This is a genomic window from Rhizobium grahamii (assembly GCF_009498215.1).
Taxonomy (GTDB): Bacteria; Pseudomonadota; Alphaproteobacteria; order Rhizobiales; family Rhizobiaceae; genus Rhizobium; species Rhizobium grahamii_A.
Map to the genome: position 1 here is coordinate 2,692,606 of NZ_CP043498.1, position 14,696 is coordinate 2,707,301.

The window sequence follows — 14,696 nt, forward strand, 5'->3', positions numbered from 1 at the left end:
AGACTGGGAATGCTTCGGCAGAATTGCCGGGGAGGATGAACGTCCGAATGCCAAGCACCGGCCGAACGTGGAATCGGGAGGAAAAAAGAGCCTTACATCTACTCTTGCGTGAGTGGATGGCGGTGCCAGCCACGCCTCCAACGTTGACATACGTTGGCATCCATGAGTCGCGGCCAGTCGCCTGGCCACGACCCTGTTCGTTATTAGGCGCTCTCGCGGAAGTCGTCGTCGCCCGCATCGGGGCCACCCATCGACATGTCGAGAGCAAAACCTTTGGCGCGGGCCTGCTGAGCAGCGACGCTGCCGCGCCCGTGATTGCTGGTCGAGGCGACCGGTGCCCGGCGTACGACCGTTGCGGCGGGCTTTGCCGTGGACTTCGCAGGCTTGCGGGCGCTGACCTTGGCTCCGGCGGTATCGACCTTGAAGAAGGCGATCGACGCCTGCAGCTCTTCGGCCTGCGCCGCCAGTTCTTCCGAGGTCGCCGACATCTCTTCCGAGGCGCCGGCGTTCTGCTGGGTCACCTTGTCGAGCTGCTGGATCGCTTCGTTGATCTGCGAGGCACCGATGTCCTGCTCGCGGCAGGCGGCGCTGATCTCGGAAACCAGTTCGGCGGTCTTGCGGATATCCGGCACCAGACGACCGAGCATATCGCCGGCATCGCTTGCTGCCTTCACCGTATCGCTCGACATGGCGCTGATCTCGGCGGCAGCCGACTGGCTGCGTTCGGCGAGCTTGCGCACTTCCGAAGCGACGACCGCAAAGCCCTTGCCATGTTCACCGGCACGAGCAGCTTCGACGGCGGCGTTCAGAGCCAGCAGATCGGTCTGACGAGCAATTTCCTGGACGATGCTGATCTTCTCGGCGATCGTGCGCATGGCGTCGACCGCGCGGGTCACGGCAGCACCGCTCTCCTCGGCATCCTTGGCGGACTGGCGAGCGATCTTTTCCGTCTGCGCGGCGTTGTCGGCGTTCTGCTTGATGTTGGCGGCCATCTCTTCCATCGAGGCGGACGCTTCTTCAGCCGAGGCAGCCTGCTCCGTTGCACCCTGCGAGACCTGCTCCGAGCTGGCGGAGAGTTCCTGGCTGCCGGCAGAGACGTTCTCGGCGGCGGAAAGCGCATCGGCAACGACACCGCGAAGGCGCTCGATCATGACATTAACATTGCCGAGCAGTTCGCCGATCTCGTCGCGATTGGTGATCTCGGCCGTCTTCGTCAGATCGCCTTCAGCGACGTCCCGAACGGCGGCGTTCGCACGCGAAAGCCCCTTGGAGATGCTGTTCGCAATCCAGAACGCGGTTACGGCGGCGAAGAGGAAAGCAATACCGACCGAGATGATCATGGTCAGGCGGGTTGCCTGGTAGCTTGCCTCGGCATCGTCATCGGCCGTGTCCATGCGGTCTTTCTCAAGCTTGAGAATTTCAGCAAGTGTCGTGTCGATTTCGTTTGCCGCTGCGCGAGCCGTGGTGACGGAGATGTTGGCGGCACCTTCCGTGTTACCGGCCTTCATCATGGCGCGGATCTGGTCGTCAGCCTCGAAGAACCTCTTCGAGAGTTCCCCGATCTTCTCCCAGCGCGGTTTGCCCTGCTCCGTCGCGATCTTCAGAACAGCTGCGAGCGATTCCGCGAATTCCTTGCGTCCGGCGTCACCCTTGGTGATGGCGCCGTCCATTTCCTGCGCATCCTTGGCCATCAGCAAGTTCTTCTGCTGGCGGATCGCCTGCAACTGACCGATGTTGATTTCCTGTGCAAGTTCGAGGCGGGCTGCAGGCCCGGCCAGAACCGCACCGATAGAGTCATTCAAGCCGCTCAGGCTTATGATCGAATAGGCAGACGTTCCGATCAGCATCAGTATGATGAAGCTGAAGGCTGCCACCAGCTTCGTCTTGATTGTCAGTCGCATTGTTAACCCCTTTTACTCGATGAAGCCTCTCAGGTGGCGGAACCCGACGCTTCGTGACGTGCTGAAAAAATCTCGCGCAGATTGGGAAGAATAATGAATTCTCCCCCCCGCTTGACGAGGCAGTTGATGTAGTCGGCTCGCCAGCGCATGCCGACGCTTGGTGGTGGCTCGCTCGCCGTCTTGGAGAGCGTCGTCACTTCATTGACCTTGTCGGTACGCAGTCCAACGAGTGTCGCTTCACCCTCGAGATCGATCTCGATCACGATGATGCGGCTGTCGATGGTCGCCTCGGTGGCTTCCATGCCGAAGGCAAGCCGCAGATCGGCAAGCGGAATGACCTTGCCGCGGAAATTGATGACGCTGGCGACAAATGGCTGTGCACCGGGGACCGCCGTTTCAGGCAGCAGGTCAAGGATTTCCTGGACGATGACGGCTTCCAGCGCGAAGGTCTCGCCGTTCATGTCGAAGGTCAGGACCTCGACTTCGTCGGCATAGTCCCAATGGTGATCCAGTCTTTCAGCTACCGCGCTCATCCTGCCACCCGCATCTGTGTTTCCTGTTGCTGACCGGCCGCCACGAGATGGCCGACGTCGAGAATGAGAGCGACGCTGCCGTCGCCGAGAATGGTCGCGCCGGAGAAGGTCGCGACGTCGTTGTGCAGCTTCGACATCGATTTGATGACCGTCTGGTGGTCACCGATGATCTGATCGACGACGAGGCCGACACGCTCGGTGCCCGTCGAGATGACGACGACCTTCTGGTGCACATCAGGCTTGGTGCCGGTCCGGAAGAGATCCCGCAGACGCAGGAACGGAACCAGGCTGTCGCGCAGCGAGATGAAGCTGCGGCCGCGCGAACGCAGGTCTTCTTCCAGCGAGAGCTCCAGGCATTCCTCCACCGCGGAGAGCGGGATGACGTACCGGCCGGAACCGACACGAACGAGCAGGCCATCGATGATGGCGAGCGTCAGCGGAATGCGCAGGGAAACCTCTGAACCTTCCCCTGGAACACTTTCGATATCGATAGCGCCACGAAGGGCCTCGACGGTCTTCTTCACCACATCCATGCCGACGCCGCGGCCGGAGAGATTGGTAATCTGCGCGGCGGTCGAAAAACCCGGCGCAAAGATCAGTTGCAGCAGCTCGGAGTCGGACAGCGGCTGACCGGGCGCGATCAGACCAGACGATTCCGCCTTGGCACGGACCCGCTCCCGGTTGATGCCGCGGCCATCATCCTTGATCGAGATGATCACCTCGCCACCCGCCTGTCGGGCCGAAAGCGTCACGGTACCGGCTTCGAGCTTGCCTGCAGCCAAGCGATCCTCAGGTGTCTCAAGCCCGTGGTCGATGGAGTTGCGCACGAGATGCACCAGCGGATCGGCGAGCCGCTCGATCACGGTCTTGTCGACCTCGGTGCTTTCGCCTTCGGTCACCAGCTCGATGACCTTGCCGGTTTCGCGGGCGAGATCATGCACGAGGCGGCGGAAGCGCGAGAACAGCGTCGCGACCGGCACCATGCGGAGCACCATCATCGTGTCGCGCAATTCACCTGAAAGGCGTTCGATTTCTTCCGAAACAGAGCGAAGGGCGATATCCGTGCTGGCGCTCGCCAACTGGCTCAGGCGTGACTGTGCAATGACGAGTTCGCCGACGCGATCCATCAGCTCGTCCAGCCGTTCAGCCGGAACGCGGACGTTTTCGGTTGCCTTTGCCTGGCGGTGATCGGCGACCGCAGCCGCTTCCTTCCTGGCGGGAACGGCTTCGACCGGCTTGAACTCCGGCTTTGAAACCGGCGGTGCGACGGGCAGAGCCGCAGCGGGGGCGGCAACAACAGGCGCAGCCGGTTCAGCGGCCTGCGCGGATGGAGCAGCGATTTCCTGTACGTCGAGTTCCATGTCGTCCATCACGAAGATGAAGACATCATCGATCGCCGAGCGATCCTGTTCGCTGGTCAGCAGCACGTCCCAGGAGACATAGAGCTCGGTGGGAACAAGTTCGTCGAGTGCAGGAATGGCCGCCGTATTCGCACGAATGCTGCATTCGCCGAGATCGCGCAGTTCGTCGAGCAGACCCAATGGGTTGGTTCCGTTCGCCATCGCGTTCGACGGCAGGCCGAAGCGAATCCGCCATGTCGTCGTCTTTTTTGCCGGTGCGGCAGCAACGGGTGCGGCGACTGCCGCAACGGCAGGCGCCTGGGCGTTGTCACCGACGGCTGCCTGCAGCTGAGCCAGAAGCTTGTGCCCGGTATCGCCGTGATCGGCATCGGGCCGGTCGACCAGCGCACGCATATGGTCCTGCGCGGCAAGCACGGCCGCGACCAGTTCCGCCGTCGCCGGCACTTCGCCCTTGCGAACGCGATCAAATGCCGTTTCGCAATGATGGGTAAATGCGGCAAGCGCATCGAACCCGAACATGGAGCCCGAGCCCTTCAGCGTATGGAGGCCGCGAAATACCGCGTCGACCAGGTCCTTGTCGTCGAGCTGATGCGTAAGGTCGAGGAGACCTGCCTCGATCGTTTCGAGGCATTCCGCAGCCTCGGTGCGAAACACGGCTACCGGGTCGAGAGAACTCATCTGCCGAGAACCTTCTTGACGATTTTCACCAGATTTTCAGGATCGAACGGCTTCGTCAGCCAGCCGGTTGCGCCCGCCGCCTTTGCGCGCGCCTTGAGGTCGGCATCCGACTCCGTGGTCAGGAAGATGATCGGCACGCCCGTATGGGTCGGGAGCTTGCGCAGCTCCTCGATCATCGTCAGGCCGTCCATAACAGGCATGTTGAGGTCGGTAACGATCAGGTCGAAATGCGCGGACTTTGCCGTCGCAAGACCTTCGGCGCCGTTGACCGCCTCCGTTACCGTATAGCCGGCATTGCCCAACGTGACCTTGGTGGTCAGACGGATACTTGCCGAGTCATCGACAGTCAGAATATTGGCGCTCATGGCATGACCTCTTTATGCAACCAGAACTGTGCGTCTTCGCGATTGAAGGCTTCCACGAAGCCCGCGCGTTCGAGAACTTTCAGGACGTGTCCCCCGCGGGGGAAGCGAGCGCGATCGTCTTTCCGCTCGCTTTGGCGAACCGACGCGCGGATTCGACAAGCTGAACGAAACTCAGATCTGCTTCTGCGTTTTCGCCTATATCAAGAAAAACGGAATCATTACTTTGAAATGATTCAGTAATTTTCTGGCTCAACTCTGAGATATTCCTAATGCTTAGGATGTCAGGCAGAGAAATATGTTGCCTATACTGGCCACTGGCACTCAATTCGGCCTCCTGGGACGGAGAAATACTTTTTCGACCCAAAAACGAATCTCACGATAGGCTTAACGGGGAGTAAAGTCCGGTTGTACAGGAATGCAATTAAGACGAGTCTGGACTCCCTGAATTCTCACCCGGGAGAAATTATAGTGAACGTCGCTCAACTTATAAAAAGCGATTTAAAACCAATATCTTGATTCAAGAGACACGCGTCGGATGGCCATGTGCGGGTGCTTTTTCATGCTCCGTTAATCACAACGCAGGCGAGTCCGGAATGTTTACCTCCCGTTTCCATCCACTCCCGTAGAAATAGTCCCCAACCTGCCAGACTTATAGGTAAAGGAAATAAAGTGACAAACGGGGCGGCATCGGCAATAGGCGCATTCGAGATCTCCGGATCAGGCGTCAGCGACACGTTGGAAGCGGCACGTATCCAGGTCGAGGAACGTTTTCTCGAAGGTGGATCGGTGCTGCTGTCCGTCATGGACGGCCTCAACCAGCTGTTGAACTCGCTCGACAGCGTCACCAGTGCATTGAACGCCAGCGAAGGCAGTGATGCCGGCGCGGACCTGCGTACAACGGTGAAGAACCTGACGGAATTGCCGGAAGCCGAACGGGCACGTCACGGCGCGCTCTCTGCCCTCGCCGACAGCAGCCATTCGCTCCGCAAGCATGTCGCGGACATGCAGGAGACGATGCGCTATTTGCGGACATTTGCCGTGACGGTGAAGATCACCGGCGCCGGCCTGCCTGAATTCGCAGGCTTCGCGCAGGAAATCCTCGAGCGGATCTACTCCGGCACCGAGGAAGTCAACAGTTTCGCCGGCCATCTCGACCGCCTCGAAAAGGAAGTCAAACTGGCGCTGGCCTTCGGCGCCAACATGGCAAAGAACTATTCGGATACCGTGCCCGAAGTTGCCGGCGCGCTGCAGGGCGACGCGCGCAAGATTTCCGAGCATCGTCAGCACCTTGCGGCAATTGCACGCGACGTCTCCGCCATCGCTCGCGGCATCCAGGGCAAGGTGGCCTCGACCCTTTCGGCGCTGCAGATCGGCGACATTACGCGCCAGCGCATCGAGCATGTCCAGAGCACGTTTTCGCTGCTGGAAGAATTCCTGAGCGGCCCGGAGGGCAACTGCCTCAATGCCGACGCCCGCCGGCGCCTCGAATGCGTCATCAATCATCTGACGGCAGCGCAGATGAACGAGATGGTCCAGGATTTCCACCGCGACTCGCAAAGCGTCGTGAAGACCATCACGAGCTTCAGCCACGACACCCATGAGATCCTGCGGCTGCGCGACCAGATGATGGGCAACGGCGAATCCAATTTCATGCGCGCCTTGGAAACCAGCGTTTCCGCAGCGCACGAGATCGTCAAGCAGGTGGATACGGCAACGCGCCAGGCGGACCAGGTCAGCCAGTCGACGCTCGGCACCGCCGCCAGCCTGCTCCAATCGATCGACAATATCCGCAAGGTCAAGACCGACATCAACTACATGGCGCTGAACACCAATCTGCGCTGCAGCCGTCTCGGCGAGGAAGGCAAGTCCATCAATGTCGTGACTGCCGAATTGCGCATCTTTGCGGGACGGCTCGACGAATCCGCCGATGCGATCGTCAACGGCCTGCCGGCCCTCGAAGCCGCTGCCGCAAACATCGCGCCGCCCGCCGATGCGAAGTCGGGCGGTCTCGCCGAAAATCTCGACAGCGCGGTTGCCGACATCCGCGGCGCTGCGGACACGATGGATGGCGAACTGAAGACCCTCGCCGAACACGGCCGCGAAATCGCCGGCAAGATCGGCCAGCTTGCAGGCAAGCTCGATTTTCAACGCGACCTCGGCGATACCCTCGCCAGGTGCGCCGACGCGCTGGAAACTGTTGCCGGCGCGGAGATTTCCGATATCTCCGATCTGACGGAGATCATCGCGCCTCTGGATCGCAAGATTTTCAAGCTCTACACGATGGCGCAGGAGCGCACGATCCACCGCAACATCATTGCGGCAATCGAAGAGCCCCAGGCAGCAGCGGCTGAAACGGCTCCCGCTTCGACAGGCGACGAGGACGAGGATCTGTTCGCCGACGCTCTGTTCTAGAGATCTGCGGGATCAACGCGTACGGCGGAACTTGTTGGCGGCATCGATTGCCGCCTTCTGCTGATCGTCGTTGATACCGAGGAAGAAGTCTTCGAGAGCGGGGTCAGGCAGACCGGCGCGGCGCGACAGCACATACCATTTGGCCGCCTCGACCGGATCCGGCTTGGTGCCGAGCGCATTGATATAGAGATGCGCCAGCTTGTTCTGCGCAACGACGTTGCCGCCATTGGCCGCAAGCCGCAGCCATTGAAAGCCCTTGGTGAAATCGCGCGGACCGTTGGTGCCGTTCACCATCCAGACGCCGAGATCGACCTGGGCCGTGTCGAAGCCCGCATGGGCGGCGCGCGCCATCCACTCGCGGGCAAGGTTCTTCTTCTCGGCCGGCAGATCGGGAAGTGCTGAATAGATCTCCGCCACCGCATACTGCGCGTCGGCAATCCCCTGCTCGGCGGACTTTTCGTAGTAGGGAAGCGCCATTTTCAACCCCTTTTCGCCGGGATTGTCGGCAGTCACGATCTGTCCCCAGTTGAACGCCGCCGACGGATTTCCGGCATCGGCAGCCTTGCGCATGTACTCGTCAGCCTTGGCCTTGTCGCGCTTTACGGTGCGGCCTTCCATCAGGATCAGCGCATACTTGAACATCGCCGCAGCGTCGCCACCCTCGGCAGCCTTGCCGTACCAGAACGCCGCAGCCTTCGGATCACGCTTGACGCCAAGCCCGCCGGACAGCATTTCAGCGACCAGCGTCTGCGCCGCAGGGTCGCCCAACTGGGCACGCGGAAGCGCTTTCTCCATGGCCGTGAGGTAATAGCCCTGCTGATAGGCGCCATAGGCCTCGTCGATCGGCCCCTTGTAGTCTTTCTCGGGCGGAAGATCGGGCAGCTTCGCGCCCATGCGGTCGAAAACACCGACACCTGTCGATGGCGCGGTTCCGTCCGCTTGCGGCCGGCTCGTCTTCAAGGCCCCCGGCGCTTCGGAGAGCGGTCGCGTCACGACATTATCGACCGTCTGCGCCGATGCGCCACCTGCACAGGCGGCAAAAGAAGCGGCGACCGAAAGCAGCAAAAGGCGCAAGGAACGGGCATTTATCGTCATGAGGGCGATATCAATCCTCAAACCGTGGCGCTTTTTCGTCCAGCAACGCATTGATCTCGGCAACAACGGATGGCGCACGCGCAGGTTCGCCAAAGACCGCCAGCCGCAGGGCAACAAACTCCGCACCAGTCTCGGCAACGGCCAGCGCCGACGCCGGGTCTGTGCCGCCCATCACGATGCAGGGGATCTCGATCATCGAAGCCCACCACTCGGCGAGAGCCAGGTTCTTCGGGTGCGCTTCCGGCTTGATGTCCCCGTCCAGCTTGCCGAAGAAGATGTAGTCCGGCCGCTCCTCGCCGATCTCGAGCGCATGGTGGCGATCGGCAGCATTGCCGCCACCGACGATCAGCTTGTCGGCATAGCGGTCGATCGCTTCAGCAATCTCGGTCGCCGGACCTGTGATATGCACGCCGTCCGCCTTGGCGCGACCGATGACACGCGTGTCGCCGGCAATCAGCGCTGCAGCGCCTGCGGCCTGGATGACAGGAACAAGCCGTTCCGCATGTTTCTGGAAGTCGCCGTCATTCAGGGCGTATTGCGGCACGATCACCGACGCGACGTCGCCGCCCTTCAGGGCGTCTTCCACGATCTTTGCCTGCTCTTCAATGTCAGCGACATCGGGAACGATGAGGACTAGACGGCAGCGATTTTCCGGTTCGGTCATGAACTCTTTCCGTTTGCAGCAGATTCCGCCGTTCGCCGGCAGGTCTGCACTCGTTTTGTGTGAGTAATTCCGTTAGATCGGGCTGGCAAGGGGAGGATTTTCAAAAGCATGCCGATGGACCTGTCATTTTACTACGCCGCCGTTCCCGCCGTCATCCTCGTCGGCCTGGCCAAAGGCGGCATGGGCGACGCCCTCTCCTTGATCGGATTGCCTTTTCTGGCGCTTGTCGTCTCGCCCGTTCAGGCCGCGGCCATCCTCCTGCCGATCCTCGTGTTCATGGACATGATATCGCTGGTGATCTGGCGCAAGCATGGCGACTGGACAACGCTGAAGATTATGCTGCCGGGTGCCGTTCTCGGCGTCGCGCTCGGTTGGGCGACATCGGCGCTTGTTCCCGGAAACGTCTTGCGGGTCGTGATCGGCGCCGTCACCATTCTTTTCTGCCTGCGCTATTTCTGGAACAACTTCGGTCCCGGCGCCGGCAGGGTCGTCCCGCCGCATGGCCAGAGACCGCTTCTGGCGACCATATGGGGCACGTTCTCAGGGTATGGCAGCTTCGTCGCGCATGCGGGCGGAGCGCCATTCCAGATCTATGCGCTGCCGCTGCAGCTTCCCCCGCGCGAATATATCGGAACCAGCGTTCGCTTCTTCGCCATCCTGAATGCCATCAAGCTCGTCCCGTATTTCGCCCTCGGCCAGCTCGACACGCAGAACCTGGCGACCTCCGCGACTCTCCTGCCCTTTGCTCCGCTCGCGACGATTGCAGGAGCATGGTGCGTCAAGCGCATGACGCCGACGATCTTCTATCCGTTCATGTACTCGATGGCCCTGATCGCAGCCGTTCTGATCGCTCGGGAAGGCCTCGGCTTCTAGCCATTGCACACTTTCGCTGCACCGCACAATTTTCTTGCCGAAATGCCACGTTTGACGTAGCTTTCCCGCATGTCGAACACGGACCCCTTTACTGCGATTGCCGACCCTCACCGGCGCTTTCTGCTGGAGGAGCTAAGGCGCGCGCCGCGCACCGTGAACGAGTTGGCGGAAGGGTTGCCGATCAGCCGCCCGGCCGTGTCCCAGCATTTGAAAGCACTGCTGGACTGCAACCTCGTGTCGGTAACGGCAAACGGCACGAAGCGCATCTATGCCGTCAATAATCGCGGCTTCGACAAGCTCAATCTCTGGCTGGATCAGTTCTGGGCCTGACATCAGGAGATGAAAACGCGCCGGCCGCGATATATCTCGCAACCGGCGCGCAAAAATGGCTATCTGCCACGGCTCTTCACCAAACTATTGAAATCTTTTCAAATTCCTTTTGTATTAGGTGTAAGCCATACCGGCAGTTTCGTTCTCTGTCTCAATGTACAGATGATTTGAGACGCTCAATCTCGTCCTTGATGCGCAGTTTCCTGCGCTTGCACTCGGCAATCTCACGGTCATCTCTGGCGGGGGATGTCATCAGCGAGTGAAGCTCGTCCTCCAGAGCACCATGCTTCTTCTGGAGTGATTCAAGATGAGCTTGAACAGTCATTTGACCCTTCCTTCCTCTTACCTCTCCCCGGCCAACACCGCCGGAGATCCAAGGCGTCAACCTTTCGAATGTGACACATTTTTGAAGGCTTGTCGAAGGCGAAAACATGAAGACTACGTGGCAAATTCATGATCGAGACCAACTAGCCGTTACCGCTAATTGGTGATAGGAGCATGCGGAAATCATCGGCAGACCGGACAATGTCCGAAGACGATCGTGGGGAATGCATATGGCCGATCAGGAACAGGCTGAAATCAGGCTCATCGTAGCGCGCTTGCGCCAGGAGCACGAAGATTATGATGCCGCCATCAACGCCATGATTGCCACCGGCTGCGATGCGCTGCGCGTGCAACGCATGAAGAAGAAGAAGCTGGTCATCAAGGATAAGCTCTCGAAGCTCGAAGATCAGATCATTCCTGATATCATCGCCTGAAGGGAACGTCGTGACGATGACAGACAGACCCCCGGTTGCCATCATCATGGGCAGCCAATCCGATTGGGAAACCATGAAGAACGCCGCCGACACGCTGGAGGCGCTGGAAATTCCCTATGATGCACGCATCATCTCTGCCCATCGCACGCCGGATCGACTGGTGAATTTTGCAAAGAGTGCCCGCGACGAAGGCTTCAAGGTCATCATCGCCGGCGCTGGCGGCGCCGCCCATCTTCCAGGCATGGCAGCCGCCATGACGCCTCTGCCGGTTTTCGGCGTTCCCGTTCAGTCCAAGGCGCTTTCCGGCCAGGACAGCCTGCTTTCCATCGTCCAGATGCCGGGTGGTATTCCCGTCGGCACGCTGGCGATCGGCAAGGCCGGAGCGATCAACGCAGCACTTCTCGCAGCCGCGGTCCTTGCGTTGTCGGACGAAGAAATCGCCGACCGGCTCGACGAGTGGCGCGAGCGCCAGAGCGCTGCCGTTGCCGAATACCCGATGGACGACCTATGACCATAAAGACGATCGGCATCATTGGCGGCGGCCAGCTTGGCCGGATGCTGGCCATGGCTGCCGCGCGCCTCAATTTCCAGACCGTGATTCTAGAGCCGCAGGCTGATTGTCCGGCGGCGCAGGTTTCCAACAGCCAGATCGTCGCGGCCTATGATGACAGCGCGGCCCTTGCCGAGCTTGCGAAACGCTGCGACGTCGTGACTTACGAATTCGAGAACGTGCCGGTGTCTGCGGCCGAAGTGCTCGCACGCTCGGTGCCCGTCTATCCGCCGGCGATGGCACTGGAAGCCGCACAGGACAGGCTCGTCGAGAAGCGCTTTCTGAATGACTGCGGAATCCCGACCGCCGATTTTCGCGCGATCGACAGTCAGGCAGATCTCGATGCCGCGCTGACCGCGTTCGGCGACAAGGGCGTCCTAAAAACGCGACGCCTCGGCTATGACGGAAAAGGCCAGCGCGTTTTCCGCTCCGCCGCCGACCGCAGCGATGACGCCTATGCCAGCCTTGGCTCCGTTCCCCTCATTCTCGAGAGCTTTGTCGCCTTCGAGCGGGAAATCTCGATCATCGCAGCCCGCGCATCGGACGGGACGGTTGCCTGCTACGATCCGGCCGAGAACGTTCACCGCAACGGCATACTGCACACGTCGACCGTTCCGGCCGCCATCTCGCAGCCGACCGCGGATGCCGCGCGCCGCGCCGCCGAGACCATTCTGACCACCCTCGGATATGTGGGCGTGATCGGCATCGAATTCTTCGCGCTTGCCGACGGCAGCCTCGTCGCGAACGAAATGGCGCCTCGCGTCCATAATTCCGGACACTGGACGGAAGCAGCCTGCGTCATCTCGCAGTTCGAGCAGCATATCCGAGCCGTAGCCGGGCTTCCGCTCGGAAATGCCGGGCGGCATTCTGACTGCGTCATGCAGAACCTGATCGGCGACGATATCCTCGCCCTTCCGGAATGGCTTCGCCGCCCCGATACGCTCGTCCATCTCTACGGAAAGACCGAATCCCGGCCCGGCCGCAAGATGGGACACGTGACAATACTGACTGGAAAATAGCGGCTTTCGAGGGTATAAAGCGGCGTCTCTCCCGTGAAAAACACCTTCATGTGGTTGACACAGACGAGAGGCCGGGTTATCTGCACGCCCAACCTAAAGAGCGCGCCCTGAGCGCACTTTTGATTGTAATAGACACGGGCGAATGTGAATTCCCCCTAAACATCGCGGATCAAAACAATGAAGATCAAGAATTCGCTCAAGTCGCTCAAGGCTCGTCACCGTGACAACCGCCTGGTTCGCCGCAAGGGCCGCATCTACATCATCAACAAGCAGAACCCACGCTTCAAGGCTCGTCAGGGCTGATTTAGCGACCGGCTTGACTCCGTGCTCATCCACTCGGAGTCGCCGCGGACAGCGTGAAAATGCTTTGATCTTCTGCGTTGGCGGGCTACTATGCCCGCCATGCGTTTTTTTGCCATGACATTTGCGGCGTTGCCGCTGGCTCTCGCCCTGCTTGCTCCCACCACCTTGCCTGTGATCGCGCAGGAAAAGGATACGATCAAGGAGCAACCCGAAGCCAACCTTTCCCCCCAGCAGCATCTTGACCAGCTCTACGCGCAGCTGAAGCGCGAGCGCAATGCCGACAAGGCAGACAATATTGCCAACGAAATTCGCACAGAGTGGAACGACTCGGGCAGCGCGACGGTCAATCTCCTGATGCAATGGGCAGACAAGGCCATTGAGGAAAAGCGGACGCCGGCAGCCCTCGATTTCCTCGATCAGGCGATCGCGCTGAAGCCCAACTACGCCGAGAGCTGGAACCGCCGCGCGACGCTGAACTATGCGAACGGCAATTATCGCAAGTCCATGGCCGACATCGAACGCGTGCTGGATCTCGAGCCCCGCCATTTCGGCGCCCTCTCGGGAATGGCGACAATCCTCACCGACACCGGCAATGATCAGCTGGCATTGAAGGCCTGGGAACGGTTTCTCGATATCTATCCGGCCAATCGCACCGCCCAGGAACAGATGAATACGCTCTCCGAAAAACTGGCCGGAAACCGGACCTGATGCGCGACCGTGAACCGGTGATGCCGAGTGTGCGTACGATCTGACCGATATTGTTGCAGGTCGCCTCCATGTTCGCCATCCTCTCCGCTTTCCTTGCGCCCGTTGCCGCTGCGATCGGCTACTCCGCCTACAAGGCCCGTGAATTCGAGCGCACTCACCCCAATATCGGCGAACTGACCGACGTCGGCGGCTATCGCATGAATGCGGTCCACATCGAGCGACCGGCAACGGCCGATCTTCCCCCGCTGGTCTTCGTGCATGGGGCAAGCGGCAACCTGCTCGACCAGATGGAAGCATTCCTGGCACCCTTGCGAGGACGCGCCGAAATGCTCTTCGTCGACCGCCCCGGGCACGGCTACTCCGAACGCGGCGGCCCTGAAAATACCCTTCCCTCGGGACAAGCCGACGCCATAGCGCAACTGATGGAGCAGAAGGGGATCAAGGAAGCGATCATCGTCGGCCACTCATTTGGCGGCGCGGTCGCCGCGGCCTTCGGCGTCCGGCATCCAGAAAAGACGAGAGGCTTGCTCTTCCTTGCGCCGGCAACGCACCCTTGGCCCGGCGGCATCGATTGGTACTATCATGTCGCAACGGCTCCGCTGATCGGCTGGCTGTTCAACCACATGCTCGTCGTACCGCTCGGCATAAGACGCCTCGAGCGTGGCACGCGAAACGTGTTTCGGCCCAATCCGAGGCCAAGCGACTACATCCGCCGAACCGGCCCGTCACTCGTCCTTCGGCCTAGTACCTTCTACAACAATGCCTGCGACTTCGTCGCACTGCTCGCCTATGTCAAGGCGAACTCACCCTTCTACACCGAGATCACAGCGCCAACCGTGGTCATCACCGGTGATAGCGACGACATCGTTTGGGAACATCTCCACTCCCAGGGCCTCGCCCGGGACATTGCCGGTGCGGAGCTTGTCACTGTAAAAGGTGTCGGCCATAAGCCGGACTACCTCGCCACCGATCTTGCAATTGCCGCACTCGAAAAGATCGCGGGCAAACCGCGCGATCTCCCGACAGTCGCGGCGGCAATCGAGGCGCGGCTTGCCACGACGAATTCAGCACGCGAGTTGGACGACGCAGACGCCTCAGCGCCCACGACAGCGAAAGTTTGTTGACGAACCCCGCATTGCCCCTGAG

16 protein-coding genes and 1 pseudogene are annotated in these 14,696 nt (G+C 60.5%); 9 read left to right on the plus strand and 8 right to left on the minus strand.

All coding sequences use genetic code 11. The annotated features are described in order from the left end of the window. Positions 1–203: 203 nt before the first annotated feature. The 5 genes and pseudogenes from FZ934_RS13030 to FZ934_RS28175 form a co-directional block, all read right to left on the minus strand. Positions 204–1,901: a methyl-accepting chemotaxis protein gene (locus FZ934_RS13030; RefSeq protein ID WP_153271408.1), complete on the minus strand. Its 1,698-nt coding sequence runs from the start codon at positions 1,899–1,901 to the stop codon at positions 204–206. A gap of 29 nt (positions 1,902–1,930) precedes the next feature. Then, positions 1,931–2,434 carry a chemotaxis protein CheW gene (locus tag FZ934_RS13035; protein ID WP_113360713.1) on the minus strand — a complete coding sequence of 168 codons (504 nt, stop codon included), beginning with the start codon at positions 2,432–2,434 and terminating at the stop codon, positions 1,931–1,933. After that, a complete protein-coding gene (locus FZ934_RS13040) occupies positions 2,431–4,473 on the minus strand; it encodes a chemotaxis protein CheA (protein ID WP_153271409.1) in 2,043 nt (680 codons plus the stop codon). Before FZ934_RS13040 ends, FZ934_RS13035 begins: the two co-directional genes overlap by 4 nt. Further along, positions 4,470–4,838 (minus strand): response regulator, encoded by a 369-nt coding sequence (locus FZ934_RS13045; protein WP_153271410.1) that lies wholly within the window; start codon positions 4,836–4,838, stop codon positions 4,470–4,472. Before FZ934_RS13045 ends, FZ934_RS13040 begins: the two co-directional genes overlap by 4 nt. Continuing rightward, a pseudogene (locus FZ934_RS28175) lies at positions 4,835–5,163 on the minus strand (STAS domain-containing protein). Before FZ934_RS28175 ends, FZ934_RS13045 begins: the two are co-directional and overlap by 4 nt. A 344-nt stretch (positions 5,164–5,507) precedes the next feature. Between FZ934_RS28175 and FZ934_RS13050 the strand changes: the two are divergent. Next, positions 5,508–7,250: a chemotaxis protein gene (locus tag FZ934_RS13050; protein ID WP_153271411.1), complete on the plus strand. Its 1,743-nt coding sequence runs from the start codon at positions 5,508–5,510 to the stop codon at positions 7,248–7,250. A gap of 12 nt (positions 7,251–7,262) precedes the next feature. Here the strand turns inward: FZ934_RS13050 and FZ934_RS13055 are convergent, their stop codons facing one another. Together FZ934_RS13055 and FZ934_RS13060 are read right to left on the minus strand one after the other, a co-directional pair. After that, entirely contained in the window at positions 7,263–8,345 is a 1,083-nt protein-coding gene (locus tag FZ934_RS13055; RefSeq protein WP_153271412.1) for a tetratricopeptide repeat protein, read from the minus strand. A 10-nt stretch (positions 8,346–8,355) separates the two neighbouring features. Continuing rightward, positions 8,356–9,009, minus strand: a complete 654-nt coding sequence (locus FZ934_RS13060; RefSeq protein WP_153271413.1) for a thiamine phosphate synthase — start codon at positions 9,007–9,009, stop codon at positions 8,356–8,358. A 108-nt stretch (positions 9,010–9,117) separates the two neighbouring features. On the opposite strand from FZ934_RS13060, the gene FZ934_RS13065 reads away from it, so the two are divergent. Then, entirely contained in the window at positions 9,118–9,882 is a 765-nt protein-coding gene (locus FZ934_RS13065) for a sulfite exporter TauE/SafE family protein (RefSeq protein WP_153271414.1), read from the plus strand. 69 nt (positions 9,883–9,951) lie between these two features. Further along, positions 9,952–10,212, plus strand: a complete 261-nt coding sequence (locus FZ934_RS13070) for an ArsR/SmtB family transcription factor (protein ID WP_056820892.1) — start codon at positions 9,952–9,954, stop codon at positions 10,210–10,212. Positions 10,213–10,363: 151 nt separating this feature from the next. Here the strand turns inward: FZ934_RS13070 and FZ934_RS13075 are convergent, their stop codons facing one another. Next, entirely contained in the window at positions 10,364–10,537 is a 174-nt protein-coding gene (locus FZ934_RS13075; protein WP_153271415.1) for a YdcH family protein, read from the minus strand. Between the two features lie 229 nt (positions 10,538–10,766). On the opposite strand from FZ934_RS13075, the gene FZ934_RS13080 reads away from it, so the two are divergent. The 6 genes from FZ934_RS13080 to FZ934_RS13105 all read left to right on the plus strand — a co-directional run bounded on the left by FZ934_RS13080 (position 10,767) and on the right by FZ934_RS13105 (position 14,674). After that, positions 10,767–10,970 carry a YdcH family protein gene (locus FZ934_RS13080; RefSeq protein WP_153271416.1) on the plus strand — a complete coding sequence of 68 codons (204 nt, stop codon included), beginning with the start codon at positions 10,767–10,769 and terminating at the stop codon, positions 10,968–10,970. Positions 10,971–10,986: 16 nt separating this feature from the next. Then, positions 10,987–11,481 (plus strand): 5-(carboxyamino)imidazole ribonucleotide mutase, encoded by a 495-nt coding sequence (purE, locus tag FZ934_RS13085; RefSeq protein ID WP_037069377.1) that lies wholly within the window; start codon positions 10,987–10,989, stop codon positions 11,479–11,481. Further along, positions 11,478–12,539 carry a 5-(carboxyamino)imidazole ribonucleotide synthase gene (locus tag FZ934_RS13090; protein WP_153271417.1) on the plus strand — a complete coding sequence of 354 codons (1,062 nt, stop codon included), beginning with the start codon at positions 11,478–11,480 and terminating at the stop codon, positions 12,537–12,539. The genes purE and FZ934_RS13090 overlap by 4 nt, the downstream gene beginning before the upstream one ends. A gap of 177 nt (positions 12,540–12,716) precedes the next feature. Then, entirely contained in the window at positions 12,717–12,842 is a 126-nt protein-coding gene (gene ykgO, locus FZ934_RS13095) for a type B 50S ribosomal protein L36 (protein ID WP_109457334.1), read from the plus strand. A gap of 90 nt (positions 12,843–12,932) precedes the next feature. Continuing rightward, positions 12,933–13,550 carry a tetratricopeptide repeat protein gene (locus FZ934_RS13100; protein WP_153271418.1) on the plus strand — a complete coding sequence of 206 codons (618 nt, stop codon included), beginning with the start codon at positions 12,933–12,935 and terminating at the stop codon, positions 13,548–13,550. A 68-nt stretch (positions 13,551–13,618) separates the two neighbouring features. Then, positions 13,619–14,674 (plus strand): alpha/beta fold hydrolase, encoded by a 1,056-nt coding sequence (locus tag FZ934_RS13105; protein WP_153271419.1) that lies wholly within the window; start codon positions 13,619–13,621, stop codon positions 14,672–14,674. Positions 14,675–14,696 lie beyond the last annotated feature (22 nt).

What these genes read in the sequence shown, in the direction of transcription:
- FZ934_RS13055 (WP_153271412.1), bottom strand. Translation starts at nt 8,345, where the DNA reads ATGACGATAAATGCCCGTTCCTTGCGCCTTTTGCTGCTTTCGGTCGCC.
- FZ934_RS13075 (WP_153271415.1), bottom strand. Translation starts at nt 10,537, where the DNA reads ATGACTGTTCAAGCTCATCTTGAATCACTCCAGAAGAAGCATGGTGCT.
- FZ934_RS13060 (WP_153271413.1), bottom strand. Translation starts at nt 9,009, where the DNA reads ATGACCGAACCGGAAAATCGCTGCCGTCTAGTCCTCATCGTTCCCGAT.
- FZ934_RS13070 (WP_056820892.1), top strand. Translation starts at nt 9,952, where the DNA reads ATGTCGAACACGGACCCCTTTACTGCGATTGCCGACCCTCACCGGCGC.
- FZ934_RS13100 (WP_153271418.1), top strand. Translation starts at nt 12,933, where the DNA reads ATGCCCGCCATGCGTTTTTTTGCCATGACATTTGCGGCGTTGCCGCTG.
- FZ934_RS13065 (WP_153271414.1), top strand. Translation starts at nt 9,118, where the DNA reads ATGCCGATGGACCTGTCATTTTACTACGCCGCCGTTCCCGCCGTCATC.
- FZ934_RS13030 (WP_153271408.1), bottom strand. Translation starts at nt 1,901, where the DNA reads ATGCGACTGACAATCAAGACGAAGCTGGTGGCAGCCTTCAGCTTCATC.
- FZ934_RS13045 (WP_153271410.1), bottom strand. Translation starts at nt 4,838, where the DNA reads ATGAGCGCCAATATTCTGACTGTCGATGACTCGGCAAGTATCCGTCTG.
- FZ934_RS13035 (WP_113360713.1), bottom strand. Translation starts at nt 2,434, where the DNA reads ATGAGCGCGGTAGCTGAAAGACTGGATCACCATTGGGACTATGCCGAC.
- FZ934_RS13105 (WP_153271419.1), top strand. Translation starts at nt 13,619, where the DNA reads ATGTTCGCCATCCTCTCCGCTTTCCTTGCGCCCGTTGCCGCTGCGATC.
- FZ934_RS13040 (WP_153271409.1), bottom strand. Translation starts at nt 4,473, where the DNA reads ATGAGTTCTCTCGACCCGGTAGCCGTGTTTCGCACCGAGGCTGCGGAA.
- purE (WP_037069377.1), top strand. Translation starts at nt 10,987, where the DNA reads ATGACAGACAGACCCCCGGTTGCCATCATCATGGGCAGCCAATCCGAT.
- FZ934_RS13080 (WP_153271416.1), top strand. Translation starts at nt 10,767, where the DNA reads ATGGCCGATCAGGAACAGGCTGAAATCAGGCTCATCGTAGCGCGCTTG.
- FZ934_RS13090 (WP_153271417.1), top strand. Translation starts at nt 11,478, where the DNA reads ATGACCATAAAGACGATCGGCATCATTGGCGGCGGCCAGCTTGGCCGG.
- ykgO (WP_109457334.1), top strand. Translation starts at nt 12,717, where the DNA reads ATGAAGATCAAGAATTCGCTCAAGTCGCTCAAGGCTCGTCACCGTGAC.